The sequence below is a fragment of the Pedobacter sp. FW305-3-2-15-E-R2A2 genome (assembly GCF_038446955.1).
Taxonomy (GTDB): Bacteria; Bacteroidota; Bacteroidia; order Sphingobacteriales; family Sphingobacteriaceae; genus Pedobacter.
Genome location: NZ_CP151803.1, coordinates 6422817 through 6437699, shown reverse-complemented (window position 1 = coordinate 6437699; position 14883 = coordinate 6422817). Strand labels below are relative to the sequence as shown.

General features: G+C 41.4%; 13 protein-coding genes. 10 read left to right on the top strand and 3 right to left on the bottom strand.

Going from position 1 to position 14883, the window contains the following annotated elements; translation table 11 throughout:
• Positions 1–3 precede the first annotated feature (3 nt).
• The 3 genes from AAFF35_RS26010 to can all read left to right on the top strand — a co-directional run bounded on the left by AAFF35_RS26010 (position 4) and on the right by can (position 2716).
• Positions 4–345, top strand: coding sequence for a hypothetical protein (locus AAFF35_RS26010; protein ID WP_074612125.1), 342 nt, complete (start codon positions 4–6; stop codon positions 343–345).
• A gap of 78 nt (positions 346–423) precedes the next feature.
• Positions 424–2028, top strand: a complete 1605-nt coding sequence (locus AAFF35_RS26005; RefSeq protein WP_342329432.1) for a SulP family inorganic anion transporter — start codon at positions 424–426, stop codon at positions 2026–2028.
• A 7-nt stretch (positions 2029–2035) separates the two neighbouring features.
• Complete coding sequence (gene can, locus AAFF35_RS26000; protein WP_342329431.1) at positions 2036–2716, top strand: carbonate dehydratase; 681 nt, start codon at positions 2036–2038, stop codon at positions 2714–2716.
• 88 nt (positions 2717–2804) lie between these two features.
• Here can and pruA read toward each other — a convergent pair whose 3' ends face one another.
• Positions 2805–4439: an L-glutamate gamma-semialdehyde dehydrogenase gene (pruA, locus tag AAFF35_RS25995; protein WP_342329430.1), complete on the bottom strand. Its 1635-nt coding sequence runs from the start codon at positions 4437–4439 to the stop codon at positions 2805–2807.
• A 112-nt stretch (positions 4440–4551) separates the two neighbouring features.
• Between pruA and lpxK the strand changes: the two genes are divergently transcribed.
• From lpxK to AAFF35_RS25980, 3 genes are read left to right on the top strand one after another with little or no spacing between them, the layout of a single operon-like run.
• Complete coding sequence (gene lpxK, locus AAFF35_RS25990; RefSeq protein WP_342329429.1) at positions 4552–5613, top strand: tetraacyldisaccharide 4'-kinase; 1062 nt, start codon at positions 4552–4554, stop codon at positions 5611–5613.
• Positions 5585–6400, top strand: coding sequence for a purine-nucleoside phosphorylase (locus tag AAFF35_RS25985; protein ID WP_342329428.1), 816 nt, complete (start codon positions 5585–5587; stop codon positions 6398–6400). The genes lpxK and AAFF35_RS25985 overlap by 29 nt, the downstream gene beginning before the upstream one ends.
• Positions 6400–8457, top strand: coding sequence for a putative porin (locus AAFF35_RS25980; RefSeq protein ID WP_342329427.1), 2058 nt, complete (start codon positions 6400–6402; stop codon positions 8455–8457). The genes AAFF35_RS25985 and AAFF35_RS25980 overlap by 1 nt, the downstream gene beginning before the upstream one ends.
• Here the strand turns inward: AAFF35_RS25980 and AAFF35_RS25975 are convergent.
• Positions 8454–9716, bottom strand: coding sequence for an asparagine synthetase B (locus AAFF35_RS25975; RefSeq protein WP_342329426.1), 1263 nt, complete (start codon positions 9714–9716; stop codon positions 8454–8456). The genes AAFF35_RS25980 and AAFF35_RS25975 overlap by 4 nt on opposite strands.
• A gap of 166 nt (positions 9717–9882) precedes the next feature.
• Between AAFF35_RS25975 and AAFF35_RS25970 the strand changes: the two genes are divergently transcribed.
• Positions 9883–10344, top strand: a complete 462-nt coding sequence (locus AAFF35_RS25970) for a peptidylprolyl isomerase (protein WP_342329425.1) — start codon at positions 9883–9885, stop codon at positions 10342–10344.
• A gap of 30 nt (positions 10345–10374) precedes the next feature.
• Positions 10375–10914: a DUF5606 domain-containing protein gene (locus AAFF35_RS25965; protein ID WP_342329424.1), complete on the top strand. Its 540-nt coding sequence runs from the start codon at positions 10375–10377 to the stop codon at positions 10912–10914.
• Positions 10915–11154: 240 nt separating this feature from the next.
• Here AAFF35_RS25965 and rlmH read toward each other — a convergent pair whose 3' ends face one another.
• Positions 11155–11628: a 23S rRNA (pseudouridine(1915)-N(3))-methyltransferase RlmH gene (rlmH, locus tag AAFF35_RS25960; protein ID WP_342329423.1), complete on the bottom strand. Its 474-nt coding sequence runs from the start codon at positions 11626–11628 to the stop codon at positions 11155–11157.
• Positions 11629–11681: 53 nt separating this feature from the next.
• Here rlmH and AAFF35_RS25955 point away from each other — a divergent pair, with 53 nt between their 5' ends.
• Together AAFF35_RS25955 and AAFF35_RS25950 are read left to right on the top strand one after the other, a co-directional pair.
• Entirely contained in the window at positions 11682–13496 is a 1815-nt protein-coding gene (locus tag AAFF35_RS25955) for a DNA mismatch repair protein MutS (RefSeq protein WP_342329422.1), read from the top strand.
• A gap of 37 nt (positions 13497–13533) precedes the next feature.
• Positions 13534–14871: a GH1 family beta-glucosidase gene (locus AAFF35_RS25950; RefSeq protein WP_342329421.1), complete on the top strand. Its 1338-nt coding sequence runs from the start codon at positions 13534–13536 to the stop codon at positions 14869–14871.
• The last annotated feature ends 12 nt before the right edge of the window (positions 14872–14883 follow it).

Here is a 14883-nt window from a genome sequence, read left to right as displayed (position 1 = left end):
AGCATGTTCCTAAGGAAGTACCGTCTTTTAATCATCATTACCTTTTTGGGCATCTTTTGCGTAAAGATGGTGATTTCCGGTGCTCCAGTGTTTTTTAGCAATTTCCATAAAGATAGCATCAACTCTGTGATCATGCAGATCGAAGTAGAGCATAGTGCTGATGGTGATAGTGGTAAAGTCAAAGTGAACCTCTGCGATTCTAAAATGATCGACGTTCATTATGCCGTAAGTTTTATGGCCATACTTAGCCACTTTGGTATCAGCAATAGCTATATCGATCACTTTAAACGGCATGTCGATCCATTCCATCCCTCCGTACCTACGCCGCCACCAAACTGGTGCTAATTTATCCGTATAACTAACCCTTAATGGGATAGCTATGCATTTTTTTGAATTAGTTTATTAGAATTAAAACGTAGTTTTATGCAGAATGGTAACTCAATCTTCTCAAGATTGGAAGTGAAAAAGTATATATTAAAAAAGAATTTAAAACACGATTTGCCCTCGAGTATTGTCGTGTTCCTGGTGGCCCTGCCCCTGTGCCTGGGCATCGCCTTAGCCTCAGGTGCACCTTTATTTGCCGGTCTTGTAACCGGTATTGTGGGGGGTATTGTGGTATCCACGCTAAGTGGATCTCAATTGAGTGTCAGCGGCCCGGCTGCCGGTTTAACAGCCATAGTTTTAGGAGCAATAGCTCAGCTAGGTGCATATGACATCTTTTTATTAGCTGTTGTGCTTGCCGGAGTAATGCAGCTGATCCTTGGTTTATTAAAAGGGGGTACAATAGGTAATTATTTCCCTTCAAGCGTAATTGAAGGAATGCTTGCCGCCATTGGTTTAACGCTGATCCTTAAACAACTTCCTCATGCTTTAGGTATAGATTCAGATTTTTTTGGTGATGAAAGCTTCTTCCAGAAAGACAATGAAAATACCTTCTCTGCCATTGGAAATGCCTTTAGTCATTTTAGCTTAGCGGCAATTGTGATCAGTGGATTGTCTATTGCGGTTTTGCTCTTTTGGCCTAAGTTCAAGAAATTGGCGGTTATTCCTGCACCATTACTTGTAGTGGTATTGGGTATTGCCTTAACTTTTGTATTCCAGAATACTGGATATGCCTTGCAAGCCAAACAAATGGTAGAAATTCCTGTGGTTAGCGGATGGTCGGAATTTACAGCCTTGTTTGCTGTTCCGAATTTTTCGGCAATCACGGATTCTAAGGTATGGGTCGTTGCGGCAACAATTGCAGTAGTAGCGAGTCTGGAGACTTTGTTAAGTATTGAAGCGGTTGATAAAATTGATCCGATTAAAAGGGTCTCCCCAACCAACAGAGAGTTGATGGCTCAGGGTGCGGGAAATATGGTGAGTGGTATGTTGGGCGGTTTGCCAATGACATCGGTGATTGTGAGAAGTTCTGCCAACGTAAATGCCGGCGGAAGAACTAAAATGTCTGCAATATTTCACGGAGTTTGGTTACTTTTATCCTTATTATTTATTCCCGGTATCATCAATATGATTCCTCTGGCCTGTCTGGCTGCGATTCTATTGGTAACGGGTTATAAATTAACACGTGTCGCATTGTTCAAACATATGTATCATAAAGGTTGGGACCAGTTTATACCGTTTGTCATCACGATCATCGCCGTGTTGTTAACCGACTTGTTAAAAGGTGTGGCCATAGGGATGTTGTTCTCGATCTTCTACCTGCTGCGTACCAATATGCGGAACCCATTCTTTTACAAAATACAGGAAGAAGGCAACAAGAAAAACCTACGGATAAAACTTGCCGAAGAGGTATCATTTTTAAATAAGGCGGCCATTCAGGTGGTGCTGACAAATATCCCTAAAGAAACAAATGTGATCATTGATGGAACGAATTCCAGATATATCGATCCCGATGTTTTAGAGACCATCTTTAATTATAAGCACAACGCTTATACTAAGGGGATTATAGTAAGTTTAGAGAATATTAAAACACAATACACTGTTCCAAAGTTGAACAGTAAAATCATAGAAGAAATTAATAATTAGAATTATTATGTGCGCAAAATTAGAGACACCAGAAACAAAACAAATTACATACGAAGGATTATTACAAGGGAACAAAGACTGGGTGGCTGCCACTCTGGCGGAGGATCCTAAATATTTTGAACGCTTATCTGCCGGACAAAAACCACCGATCTTATGGATCGGTTGTTCTGACAGCCGTGTTCCTGCAAATCAGATCACGAATACTGCTCCGGGTGATATCTTTGTTCACCGTAACATTGCCAATGTGGTGGTGCATACCGATATGAACATGTTGAGCGTACTGGATTATGCTGTAAATGTATTGGAAGTAGAGCATGTGATTGTATGCGGTCATTATGGTTGCGGTGGGGTAGAAGCTGCGATGGGCAACAAACAGGTGGGCATTATCGACAACTGGTTGAGAAATATTAAAGACACTTACAGATTACACTATCATGAGCTGGATATGATCTCTGATCATAAAAAGAGAGCAGCGAGATTGGTAGAATTAAACGTAATCGAAGGGGTTTTCAACCTGAGTAAAACATCTATCGTTCAGAACAGATGGTCCAATGGTAAAAAGTTAAGCTTACATGGATGGGCTTACAGCCTGGCCAGTGGTTTGATCACAGATCTTGGAGTTACCTGTGAGAACAACAGCCATATGAAATCTGTATTTCGTATGGATGGTATAGAGAAAGCAAAATAACCTAAAAAAGGCTGAATCTCAGATTCAGCCTTCCATAAAAAAAGGAGGATTCTTTTACAGAATCCTCCTTTTTTTATGCTTAAAAATTCTAGTCGTTAGACAAGAACGGGTAACGGTAATCTTTTGGTGGATCGAAAGTTTCTTTGATCGTACGTGGAGAAACCCAACGTAAAAGGTTGATCATTGATCCTGCTTTATCATTCGTACCTGAACCTCTGGCACCACCAAATGGCTGCTGACCAACAACGGCACCTGTACATTTATCATTGATGTAGAAGTTACCTGCTGCATTTCTCAAACGGTGTGTTGCTTTTTCAATCGCATAACGATCCTGAGCAATCACTGCACCAGTTAAGGCATAGATAGAAGTGCTGTCTACGATATCTAGGATCTGATCGAACTCTTCATCGTCATAAACATATAATGTCAATACTGGTCCGAATAACTCTTCGCACATGGTCACATACTTAGGATCCTGAACTACCAATACTGTAGGTTCAATGAAGTATCCTTTAGATTTATCGTAGTTACCACCTGCAATGACCTCTACAGATTTATCGTTTTTAGCCTCATCGATATATTTTGTCAGTTTATCGAAAGAGTTGCCATCGATTACTGCATTGATGAAATTGCCAAAATCTTCTGTTCCGCCCATTTTGAAGGTCGCTAAGTCGCGCAACATAAATTCTTTGACCTTAGGCCAGATGCTTTTTGCTACATAAACACGTGAAGCAGCAGAACATTTTTGTCCCTGGTATTCAAATGAACCGCGGATGATCGCTGTGCTGGATGATTCTGCTTCTGCTGAACCATGAACAAGGATAAAATCTTTACCACCTGTTTCACCAACGATACGTGGGTAAGTTTTAAATTTATGAATGTTATTTCCAATTGTTTTCCAGATGTCCTGGAATACGCCTGTAGATCCTGTAAAGTGAATACCTGCAAAGTCAGGATGGTTGAAGATCACTTCACCTGCTTCCGGTCCGGAAACATAAACCAGGTTGATTACGCCATCAGGCAATCCTGCTTCTCTGAAGATCTGCATCAATACATTTGCAGAATAGATTTGTGTATTTGCGGGTTTCCAAACTACCACATTTCCCATCATTGCTGCGGATGTTGGCAGGTTTCCAGCGATTGCCGTAAAGTTGAATGGGGTTAAAGCGAATACGAATCCTTCTAAAGGACGTTGTTCTACCCTGTTCCATGATCCTTTAGGGGAAACCGGAGGTTGTTGTTTATAGATTTCCGACATATAACTTACGTTAAAACGAAGGAAGTCGATCAGCTCACATGCCGAATCAATCTCTGCCTGATAGGCATTTTTCGACTGTCCCAACATGGTTGCTGCATTCAGTTTATAACGGTATGGTCCGGCAATAAGATCGGCTGCTTTTAAGAAGATCGCTGCACGATGTTCCCATGCCAGATTTTCCCAGTTTGCTTTTGCGGCCAGAGCGGCATCAATAGCTTGTTTTACATGGTCTTTATTCCCCTTACTGTATTCAGCAAGAATGTGCTGATGGTCGTGTGGAGGAGTTGCTTTTCCTTTATTTTCCGTATGCACTTCCTTCCCGTCAATGTACATTGGGATGTCAATTTTTTTAGAGCGGGCATCGGCTATTGCAGCCTTCAAAAGTTCACGTTCTTTACTTCCGGGAGCATAGCCTAAAATCGGCTCATTGGTCGGAGTGGGTACGTTAAAAAATCCTTTAAGCATGATATAAAATATTGTTTGCACAAAGATAGCCTTTTATTTTGTTGGCTGGTAGCCCTGAATATGTATTAACTTCATACAATGCGCGCTATAATTCTTATTTTTGAAGCTCAGCATGATTAAATACCTACGGTTACTGTTATTTCCTTTTTCCATCCTTTATGGGATTGTGGTTTTTGTGAGAAACAAGCTATATGATGCACGGATTTTTTCGTCCGAAGGCTTTGATATTCCAGTCATTTGTGTGGGGAATCTCGTCGTTGGGGGCTCCGGTAAAAGTCCTGTGACAGAATATCTTGTTCGTCTTTTTCCAGGTCATCGCATTGCGATTCTGAGCAGGGGCTACGGCCGGAAGACGAAAGGGTTTATCCTGGCAGATGAAAGGGCAACCGCCGAAAGGATTGGCGATGAGCCCATGCAGTTTTACCGGAAATTTCCGGAAGTCACCGTGGCAGTGTGTGAAGACCGGGTAACAGGAGTCCGGCTCTTGGAAGCTCAGCACGACCTCATCATTCTGGATGATGCCTATCAGCACCGGGCCATCCGTCCCGGGTTTAGTATCCTGTTATTTGAATTTGAAAAATTACGGCATCCGCAATTCCTGCTGCCTGCAGGGAACCTGAGGGAAATCTTTTCGGGATATAAGAGAGCCGATTCCATCCTGATCACCAAGACACCCGAAACGATAAGCCCGGCGCAGGAAGCAAAATGTCTGGCTAAGTTCGGTGGGCAATGGAAAGAGCAGACTGTATTTTCTTCTCTCGTTTATCAGGACCTTATTCCTTTGATTGCCGGAGAACAACGCAGCTGTTCTTCTCTTTCGGAGAAAACAACCATCTTCCTGTTGACGGGGATTGCAAATCCAAAACCGCTTTTGTCGCATTTAGGGCAATATACTGAAGACATTCGTCACCATGATTATCCGGATCATTACCGCTTCAAAGAAAAGGACATTATGGAGCTGATCCATGCTTTTGAGCAGGATCCTTCTGCAGAAAAAATCATCATCACAACAGAAAAGGATGCGCAACGTTTATTAGGTGATACTTTAAAAGAATTACTGTTAAATTTACCGCTCTTTTATTTACCTATTCAGATAGGGATAAGAGCAAAAGATAAAACTACATTTGATCAAAAGATTTTAGATTATGTTTCAAGTCATACACGAAACCGTTGAATATTTAAAGCGTAAAACAGAAGATTTCCAACCGGAGATCGGCATTGTCTTAGGAACAGGCCTTGGCGGACTGGTTAGCGAGATCGAGGTTAAGCATCAGCTGATGTATTCCAACATCCCTAATTTTCCTATTTCTACTCTGGAGTTTCATTCCGGTAAACTGATATTCGGAATCCTGAATGGAAAACGTGTGGTGGCCATGCAAGGCCGCTTACATTATTATGAAGGATACAGCATGCAGCAGATCACCTTTCCAATCCGTGTGATGAAGGCTTTGGGTATTGCTCATCTCTTTGTGTCCAATGCTGCGGGTTCCCTGAATAAAGATTTTAAAAAAGGCGACCTGATGGTGATCAATGACCATATCAACCTACAGCCGGAGAGTCCTTTACGTGGTAGGAATGATACAGATATGGGACCTCGCTTCCCGGATATGAGCCAGCCTTATCAGCGCTCTTTGGTGAAACAGGCATTGGAAATTGCCAAAGAAAATGAGATTAGTTGTCACCAGGGCGTATATATTGCCGTGACCGGCCCAAACCTGGAAACAAAAGCAGAGTACAATTACCTGAGAATCATAGGTGGCGATGCGGTGGGGATGAGTACCGTTCCGGAAGTCATTGTGGCCAACCATATGGGAATTCCTGTGTTTGCCATTTCCGTGTTAACTGATGAAGGATTTACTGAGGTATTACAACCGGTAAGCCTGGAAGAGATTATTGAAACCGCAAGAATCGCGGAACCTAAAATGACAAAAATACTGAGCCAATTAATCTCAACTTTATAATGTATAAAAGCATTGCTTTATTTGTTTTTTGCTTTCTCATCTTGGGGACAGGGGCTTTGTTTGCCCAGGATCTAAAGACCAAGGTGAACGATAATAAACTACTGGACTCTTTGAGAAAGAAAGAAGAAAATGGATTAGACTCTGTTATTTTTACTTCCCGTTTTATTCGTTATACGACACTGAAGCTGACCAAAGACAGCATTCAGACTCTAGCGCTGGACACCAGCTTAAACGGCTTTCAGAATTTCAGTATGATTGCCCAGCCAAGAAGACCTACTATCGGAACGGGTAACCTCGGACTGGCAGCTATGCCCATGCTTTTTGAACCTTTGAAGACCATTGGATTTGATGCCGGATTCCACTCCCTGGATTTTTATGCTATCGGACATGACGACATTAAATACTATCAGGCTAGGACCCCCTTTACCAATCTTTATTTCGCTTCTGCGGGGGAAACTGAAGCGATATTTAGGGTGACCCATTCCCAAAATATTAAGCCAAACTGGAATATCGGTGCCAATTTTAATAGGATCGGTGCGAATGGATACTATACCCGCCAGCGTGGAGATCACTTAAATGCGGACCTTTTTAACTGGTATCAAAGTCCTAATAAACGATATAATTTATGGGTGAGTGCCATTTTTAACACGCTCAAGGCGCGCGAAAATGGTTCGGTGTATAATGATGAGATTTACACCAGTAAATCGCCGACTTTAGGGCTGGCCCATTTGTCTGAGAATGTCCGTTTGTCGGATGCGGGACACATCTATAGAGGAAATACCTTCATGATCAAGCAAACTTATTTTGTAGGACGTATCGATAGCCTCGCGCAGGAAATCAGCCAAAAGATCCTGCCTACGAATAAAATTGCCTATACTTTTAAATACAGTCAAAACTCCTATACTTTCCATAAAGGAACCAGCGATGATGGCACTGCAATTCCTACAGGTATTGCAGATGTCTCTTTTACCTATGACAGTACCCGATATATGAACGTACAGAATGAGTTTATGTATAGCTTTTTTCTGCGGGCAAAAGGAAATTCAATCATTAAGAATGAGCTGAAGCTGGATGCAGGGATCAGACATGATTTTTATAAGTATAACCAGGGAGTGTATTATGCGGACAGGAAAAGTCCTTATTACGACTTTAGGTCTACTTTTCAGAATGTGACGCTATTGGGTTCAGCGGGTTACAGGTTCAGTAGCCGCATTGACCTGAATGTAGATGTACAGCAGATTTTTCAGGGAAGAAATAGCGGAGATTTTCTCTATGAGGCAAAGAGTAATGTATTATTGAGTAAGTCGGTGGGCAGAATTGTATTGGGTGGATATTTTCAGAATAAATCTCCCGAAGAGGTATATAATCGGTATTTTGGAAATCATTACAATTGGCTGGAATCTTTTAACAGAACAAAAACCATTAATCTGTCTTTTAAATACTACCATGATAAGTTGAAGTTTGAAGCTGCTGCTGAATACTATTTGATTAACGATTATCTGTATTTTACCATGCCTGCAATACCCCTGAAAGATGGTGTTCCGACTATGTCGGAAGAAGATTTTTATAAAAAGAATGCCAATAAAATTGCCCCCGCACAACAGGGAAGTTTAAACCTGTTAAAAATCACGCTGGGTAAGAAACTCAACTTCGGTAAGTTTAATGTGGACAGTTACCTGGTTTATCAGAAAACAGACAATCCCAATATCCTGAGAACTCCCGAGGTGTATGCCTTTGCGAGTATTTATCTGGATCATACTTTCTTTAAGACCTTGAAAACAAATGTGGGTCTTGATGTCAGGTACAATACCCCTTATAAAAACTATTCTTATTCTGCTCCTGCAGGACAGTTTTATGTAGGGGAGGGAAGGACCTTTGATTCTTATCCAATTGTAGATGTTTGGGTGAAAGCAAGTCTGAGAAAAGCGAACCTGTTTGTGAAAACAGATTATGCGAATCAGGGGCTGCTCTCCAAAGGCTACTATTCTGTGAACCGTTATCCAATGATGGACCGTGTACTGTTTAAGTTCGGTGTGAGCTGGAGTTTCTACGATTAAGTTTTCTGCGGTTTCTTTTTGGCCGCAGGAAATAACACATTATTTAAGATCAGTCTATAGCCGGGAGAGTTGGGATGCAGGTTCAGGTCCGTTGGCGGATCACCTACGGCATGTTGATAATCTTCCGGATCATGACCACCGTAAAAGGTAAACTGTCCTTTTCCGATTTCCCCGTTCAGGTACCGCACTTCTTCCGCTCCTTTATTTTCTCCCAATACAGTAATGTTTGGTTTTACCAGCGACTTCTTAAAAGCGGTAGTCTGGCCCATAAAACCTTTGATCACTTTCTCGTGGTTTTGGGTCAGCATGGTGGGTACAAGGTCCCATTTTGCAGAGAAATCAAATAGCGTAAAGTAATCATTGGACTGTGTTAATGTCCTGGTCTGGGTGACATCAATATCAGAAAATTCATAATTATTAGGGTTTACATCAAGCCTGAAATCTTTGAATGCAAAGGTTTTATTGAAATTCAGCTTTGCCTGTGCCTGCGGATCTGCGCTATCTCCATCGAACATGCTTTCGCAAATGTCTACGCCATCGGCACTTAGTGCGATGTCAAAACTGTCTGTTCCGGAGCACATAGCGAATAGGAAGCCTCCTCCGGCACAGAATTCTTTGATTCTTTTCGCTACCGCCAACTTCATCTCAGAAACTTTATTGAAGCCGTTTCTCTTTGCCGTTGCTTCCTGATTTTTGACATCTTCCCGATACCAGGTCGCATTTCTGAAAGCGCTCCAAAAACGTCCGTATTGTCCGGTAAAATCCTCATGGTGCAGGTGTAACCAGTCGTAACCGGAAAGTTTGTCTTTCAAGACCTCATCATCATAAACCACCTCATAAGGAATCTCCGCATAGGTCAGCACCATGGTCACGGCATCATCCCATGGAAGTTTACTTTTGGGAGAGTAGACCGCAATTTTAGGCGATTTCTCTAGCTTTACCACTTCCATATTCACCTCCGGGTCACTGATTTCATTTAATATGGCCGTGACCTTTCCATCCGCCAACACCTGATAAGAAACGCCCCTGGTTTTACATTCTTCCTCTATACCCTTATGGTACTGAATTAAAAAACTGCCTCCTCTATAGTTTAAAAGCCAGCTTACATCAGCCTTTTGCTTGATGCTCCAATAGGCAATGCCATATGCTTTTAGGTGGTTCTTCTGATCTTCATCCATAAAAATCAAGATAGAAGAGGCCTTCAGACCGAGGCTAAAAATCAAGAGAAAAAACAGGAGGTAAGTTTTTTTAAGGGCCATACTTTAATCGGGTATATGCGAATGTAATTTTTTATAAACCTATAATAAAATTATTGTGCTTAATAAACGTTTATAGACGATAATCAGTATCTCTGCTTTTTTACTATTAATTTACTATTCAGTAATCATTTCAATTTACTAAATTTGGCATTTACAAAAAATTATCATGAGCAAAGCAATAATAAAAACAGATAAAGGCAATATGACCGTTCAGTTCTATGATCAGGATGCGCCAAATACCGTTGCTAACTTTAAGAAATTAGCTTCAGAAGGATTTTATGATGGCATTACTTTCCACAGGGTGATTGCTGACTTCGTTATTCAGGGTGGATGTCCTAACTCTAAAGACCCGGCTAAAGCACATTTAGCAGGTACTGGTGGTCCGGGATACAAAATTGATTGCGAATTGACCGGTGAGAACCAATTCCATGATCGTGGTGTGTTGTCTATGGCACATGCAGGTAGAAATACTGGTGGTTCACAATTCTTTGTATGCCACAGCAGGACTAATACTGCTCATTTAGACAGGAATCATACTTGTTTCGGAAAAGTAATAGAAAATGTTGATATTGTTGACGATATCAAACAAGGAGATAAGATTATAGGGATAGAAGTAATAGAAGACTAGTTTCTTACTTCTCAAAAAAAGACAATTTATATGAATTTAAGAGGAATCGTTGCAGTATCTGGAAGACCAGGTCTATTTAAGCTTGTAGGGCAAAACAAAGGCGGATACGTTTTAGAAAGTCTGGATGCTCAAAAGGTTAAAATTGTAGCTAATATTACTACAACTAAACTTGCGTCATTAGAAGATATTACCGTATATGGCGAGGACGACGATTTGAAGCTATTGGATGTTTTAGCCAATATCGTTGCGGCTAAAGGAAACGTTCCTGATGCAAAAGCTGATGTAAAAGAATTGAAAGCGTTTTTCTTAGAAGTTGCTCCGGGTCACGACCAGGAGAAAGTATATACTTCGGATATGAAGAAAATCGTTTCATGGTACCATTTGTTAAAAGATATGCCACTTTTCAGTGAAGAGGCACCTAAAGAAGCGGTAGATCATGAAGGTGTAAAAGCAGAAGATAAGGTAGAGAAGAAGCCTAAAGCAACTCCAAAGCCATCTAATGCAAAAGCGCCAAGCAAAACTGCTCAGCCGGCTAAGAAAGCCAATATGACCAGCAAAAAAGGAGTTTAGAAACTTCATCAGGTATATAAAAGCCGGATCTCCTGAGGTCCGGCTTTTTATTTAGAGAAAAAACCAGATCAGAATGAAGGCAATGATGGACACTACTATAGCAATAATATAACTCAGGCGGTCCCGTTTCTTGTCGCTTCTAAATTTGTACTCTCTTTTAAAATCACTTGGCAATTGCATAATAACTCCTTTTTTATAGATGATGATGTTTGTATTGGTTTTCCACAAACCCAGTACATTTTATTCGTGGTGATAAGGTTCGCCTTTTAAAATACTGAATGCCCGGTAAAGTTGCTCCACAAAGAATAAACGCACCATTTGGTGAGAAAAGGTCATGTCAGACAAAGACATGCTCCCATTTGCCCTTTGGTATACTGTTTCATCAAAACCATAAGGACCACCAATGATAAAGACAAGGTGCTGCACACTGCCGATCATTTGTTTATTCAGGTAATTGGAGAATAAGACAGAAGTGTATTTCTTTCCTTTCTCATCCATAAGGATGACCGTATCCAAATTACTGACCTGCTTTAAAATCAGCTCCGCTTCCTTTGTTTTCTGCTGGGCTTCCGTCAGGTTTTTAGTATTCTTGACATCTGGAATTACCACCAGGTTAAACCCGATATAGTGCTTTAGCCGCTTTAAATATTTATCAATCCCTTCGATCAGGTATTTATCTTCGGTTTTTCCAACAACCAGTAATGTAATTTTCATTAAGTGTATATTCTAATCCCTATATTTACCCATTTAGAGCACATCCAAAGATAATGGTAAAAACAAAAGATAGTATTTTAAACGACTACCAAAATAACATTAAAACACAGGAAAGCCGCATTATAGATCTTAAAAAGAAGTTAAATAAGATCTCCTTTTCCCGTTTAGGGCTGTTTATCGCCGAAATTCTGATCATTGCCCTCATCATCAATATTGGTTTTAATCCAGTTCTTACAGGTTTGCTGGTTGTTCCTCTTTTACTGTTTATGCTGCTGGTAAAAAAGCAAAGTGCGGTGCAGAACGAGTTAACCTATGCCGGACAGTTGTTATGGATTTATCAGAATGAAGCAGATCAGTTGCTTTTTGGTAAAAATGGCTATCACAATGGTGAGGCCTATCAGGATGAGCAGCATCCTTATGCTTCAGACCTGGATATCTTTGGTGCAGGTTCTTTATATGCGTTTACCAACCGTTGTAATACACAAAAGGGAATGGACTTACTGGCGGATAGTTTTAGTCGGCCGAATGATAAAAAGACCATTCTGGACAGGCAGGAAGCAATCAGGGAACTCTATACTCATATCGACCAAACCTTTCATTTTCGTGCAGAGCTGCAAAACCATAAACCGGAACAACTGACGGTCATTCAGAATAAACTGAAATATCAATTGCCGGAGCAGTTGCTGTTTACCAATAAGCGCTTTTTGAAATTATATATAAAGGCAGTGCCATTTTTGATGTTGGCTTTGCTCATAGCAGGCATGATCTTCGGCGGCGCGGCATGGCAGATCTTTGGTCTGGCGGCAGTGTTTAATATGGGGCTTACCTTTTTTAACCTGAAAGACATCAATCAGGTTTATTATGGTTTCTCCGGCAGTTCCAATCTTTTAAATGCCTTCTCCGGAACGATCAATTGGACGGAAGAAGTGAAATGGAGCAGCCTTTATATTAAAAATCTCTTTCCTGCACAACAGGAAGGACTTCAGGTGAGCCATCAGATCAGACAGCTGACGAAGATCATTCAGGCCTTTGACGCAAGATTGAATATCATTCTGAGTGCATTTTTAAACCTGTTTTTATTGTGGGACCTTAAATGTTCTGTAAATCTTGCCGATTGGCATAGCAAATATGCAAATGAAGTATTGGAGGGCTTAGACCGGGTCTGTAAGTTTGAGGAGCTGATTTCTTTTGCTACCCTGACCCATAACCAGCCGGATTGGAATCTGCCGTCTATAGAAGATACGTTCCATCTCCGGACATCTGAACTCGGACATCCGCTGATTCCTCAGAGAACGCGTGTGCTGAACGATTTTGCTTTAAACCCACATCCAACAGTAGATATTGTAACAGGCTCTAATATGGCCGGAAAAAGTACTTTTCTGCGAACAGTAGGGATCAATATGGTCCTGGCTTTTGCTGGTGCTCCTGTTTGTGCGAAAGAAATGTCTGTTTCGATCTTTAAAGTGCTTTCCTATATGCGGATCAAGGATTCTTTGAACGACCAGACTTCGACCTTTAAAGCGGAATTAAACCGACTGAAAATGATCCTGGATTCGATTAAGACCTCTTCTAATTCTCTTGTTCTTATTGATGAGATGCTGAGAGGAACAAATAGCCGCGATAAATACCTGGGCTCAAAGGTCTTTATCGAGAAACTGATCGATCAGCAGACCCCTGCTTTATTTGCTACCCACGATTTGCAGCTGTCAGAAATGATTGCTGATTATCCGGAGCAGGTAAGGAACTATCATTTTGACATTCAGATCAATGAGGGAGAAATGAACTTCGATTATAAACTAAAACATGGCCCCTGCACCACCTTTAATGCCGCTTTACTTTTAAAGGAGATTGGCTTAACGTTAAATTAACACCTTATTCCCATCTTGGCTGTTATATTCAAGAGATATGATTAAAGCATCAGATTTTGGGAGTGATTTTTCCTGGGGAGTAGCCACCGCTGCAGCCCAGATTGAAGGGGCAGCAGATCTTTATGGAAAAGGTCCTTCCATTTGGGATACGTATGCCAACAGGTCGGGCAAGATTAAAAAAGGGCACCACCCGACCATCGCCTGTGATTTTTATCATAAGTATAAAGAAGATATTGCTTTAGTCAAACTGCTTGGTTTTTCTGTGTTTCGTTTTTCCATTTCCTGGCCAAGGATCATGCCCTATGGAGAGGGAACCGTAAACGAAGAGGGGATTCGCTTTTACCATCAGGTAATCGATGAATGTCTGGAGAATGGATTGGTTCCTTACATTACTTTATACCATTGGGACCTGCCTGAAGCTTTGGAGCAGGAGGGTGGCTGGACGGCTTTTGGAATCAACACTATCTTTAATGCCTTTGTGTCTATCTGTGCCAAAACCTATGGTGATAAAGTAAAGAACTGGATCGTGCTGAATGAACCTTTCGGCTTTACCTCTCTGGGGTATATGCTGGGCATCCATGCGCCGGGAAATACAGGTTTAACGAACTTCTTCTCGGCAGTGCATCATGCGGCGATTGCACAGGCAGATGGCGGTCGCATTTTGAGGGCAGAAGTGAGTCAGGCAAATATCGGAACGAGCTTTTCCTGCTCAGAAATCATTCCCTACACACAGCGTGAATCCGATCTGCTGGCCGCGCAACGCGTAGATTGCCTGATGAACAGGTTATTCATAGAACCCTCCCTGGGAATGGGTTATCCGGGGACGGATTGGGAAGTGATGGAGAAGTTCTCTATTCAACATTCTACCTGGCGTCATACCGAACGCTTAACCTTTGATTTTGACTTTATAGGAATTCAGAACTATTTCCCGCTTACGATTAAATACAATGCCTTTATCCCGGTGATTCAGGCTTGGGAAGTGAAGGCTAAAAGTCGGAAAGTTCCCCATACGACCATGGGGTGGGAAATCAATGGAAACAGCTTTTACAATGTGATCAAACAGTTTGCTGCTTACCCTAAGATCAAAAGTTTAATGATCACGGAGAATGGTGCGGCTTACCACGATAAACTGAACGAAGGGAAAGTTCATGACGCAGAAAGAATCGCTTACTTTCAGGAATACCTGGCGGCTTTATTAAAAGCGAAAAATGAAGGATTGAACATCACCGGATACATGGCCTGGACACTGATGGATAATTTTGAATGGGCGGAAGGGTTTAATGCGCGCTTCGGTCTGGTGTACAACGATTTTAAAACGCAGAAACGTACGATAAAAGATTCAGGGTACTGGTGGCAACAATTTCTAAAGGCATAAAAAAAGCTGCTC

Coding starts and splice junctions, on each gene's coding strand:
- can (WP_342329431.1), top strand. CDS start 2,036: ATGTGCGCAAAATTAGAGACACCAGAAACAAAACAAATTACATACGAA.
- AAFF35_RS26010 (WP_074612125.1), top strand. CDS start 4: ATGTTCCTAAGGAAGTACCGTCTTTTAATCATCATTACCTTTTTGGGC.
- AAFF35_RS25970 (WP_342329425.1), top strand. CDS start 9,883: ATGAGCAAAGCAATAATAAAAACAGATAAAGGCAATATGACCGTTCAG.
- AAFF35_RS25950 (WP_342329421.1), top strand. CDS start 13,534: ATGATTAAAGCATCAGATTTTGGGAGTGATTTTTCCTGGGGAGTAGCC.
- pruA (WP_342329430.1), bottom strand. CDS start 4,439: ATGCTTAAAGGATTTTTTAACGTACCCACTCCGACCAATGAGCCGATT.
- AAFF35_RS25985 (WP_342329428.1), top strand. CDS start 5,585: ATGTTTCAAGTCATACACGAAACCGTTGAATATTTAAAGCGTAAAACA.
- rlmH (WP_342329423.1), bottom strand. CDS start 11,628: ATGAAAATTACATTACTGGTTGTTGGAAAAACCGAAGATAAATACCTG.
- AAFF35_RS25955 (WP_342329422.1), top strand. CDS start 11,682: ATGGTAAAAACAAAAGATAGTATTTTAAACGACTACCAAAATAACATT.
- AAFF35_RS25975 (WP_342329426.1), bottom strand. CDS start 9,716: ATGGCCCTTAAAAAAACTTACCTCCTGTTTTTTCTCTTGATTTTTAGC.
- lpxK (WP_342329429.1), top strand. CDS start 4,552: ATGATTAAATACCTACGGTTACTGTTATTTCCTTTTTCCATCCTTTAT.
- AAFF35_RS25965 (WP_342329424.1), top strand. CDS start 10,375: ATGAATTTAAGAGGAATCGTTGCAGTATCTGGAAGACCAGGTCTATTT.
- AAFF35_RS26005 (WP_342329432.1), top strand. CDS start 424: ATGCAGAATGGTAACTCAATCTTCTCAAGATTGGAAGTGAAAAAGTAT.
- AAFF35_RS25980 (WP_342329427.1), top strand. CDS start 6,400: ATGTATAAAAGCATTGCTTTATTTGTTTTTTGCTTTCTCATCTTGGGG.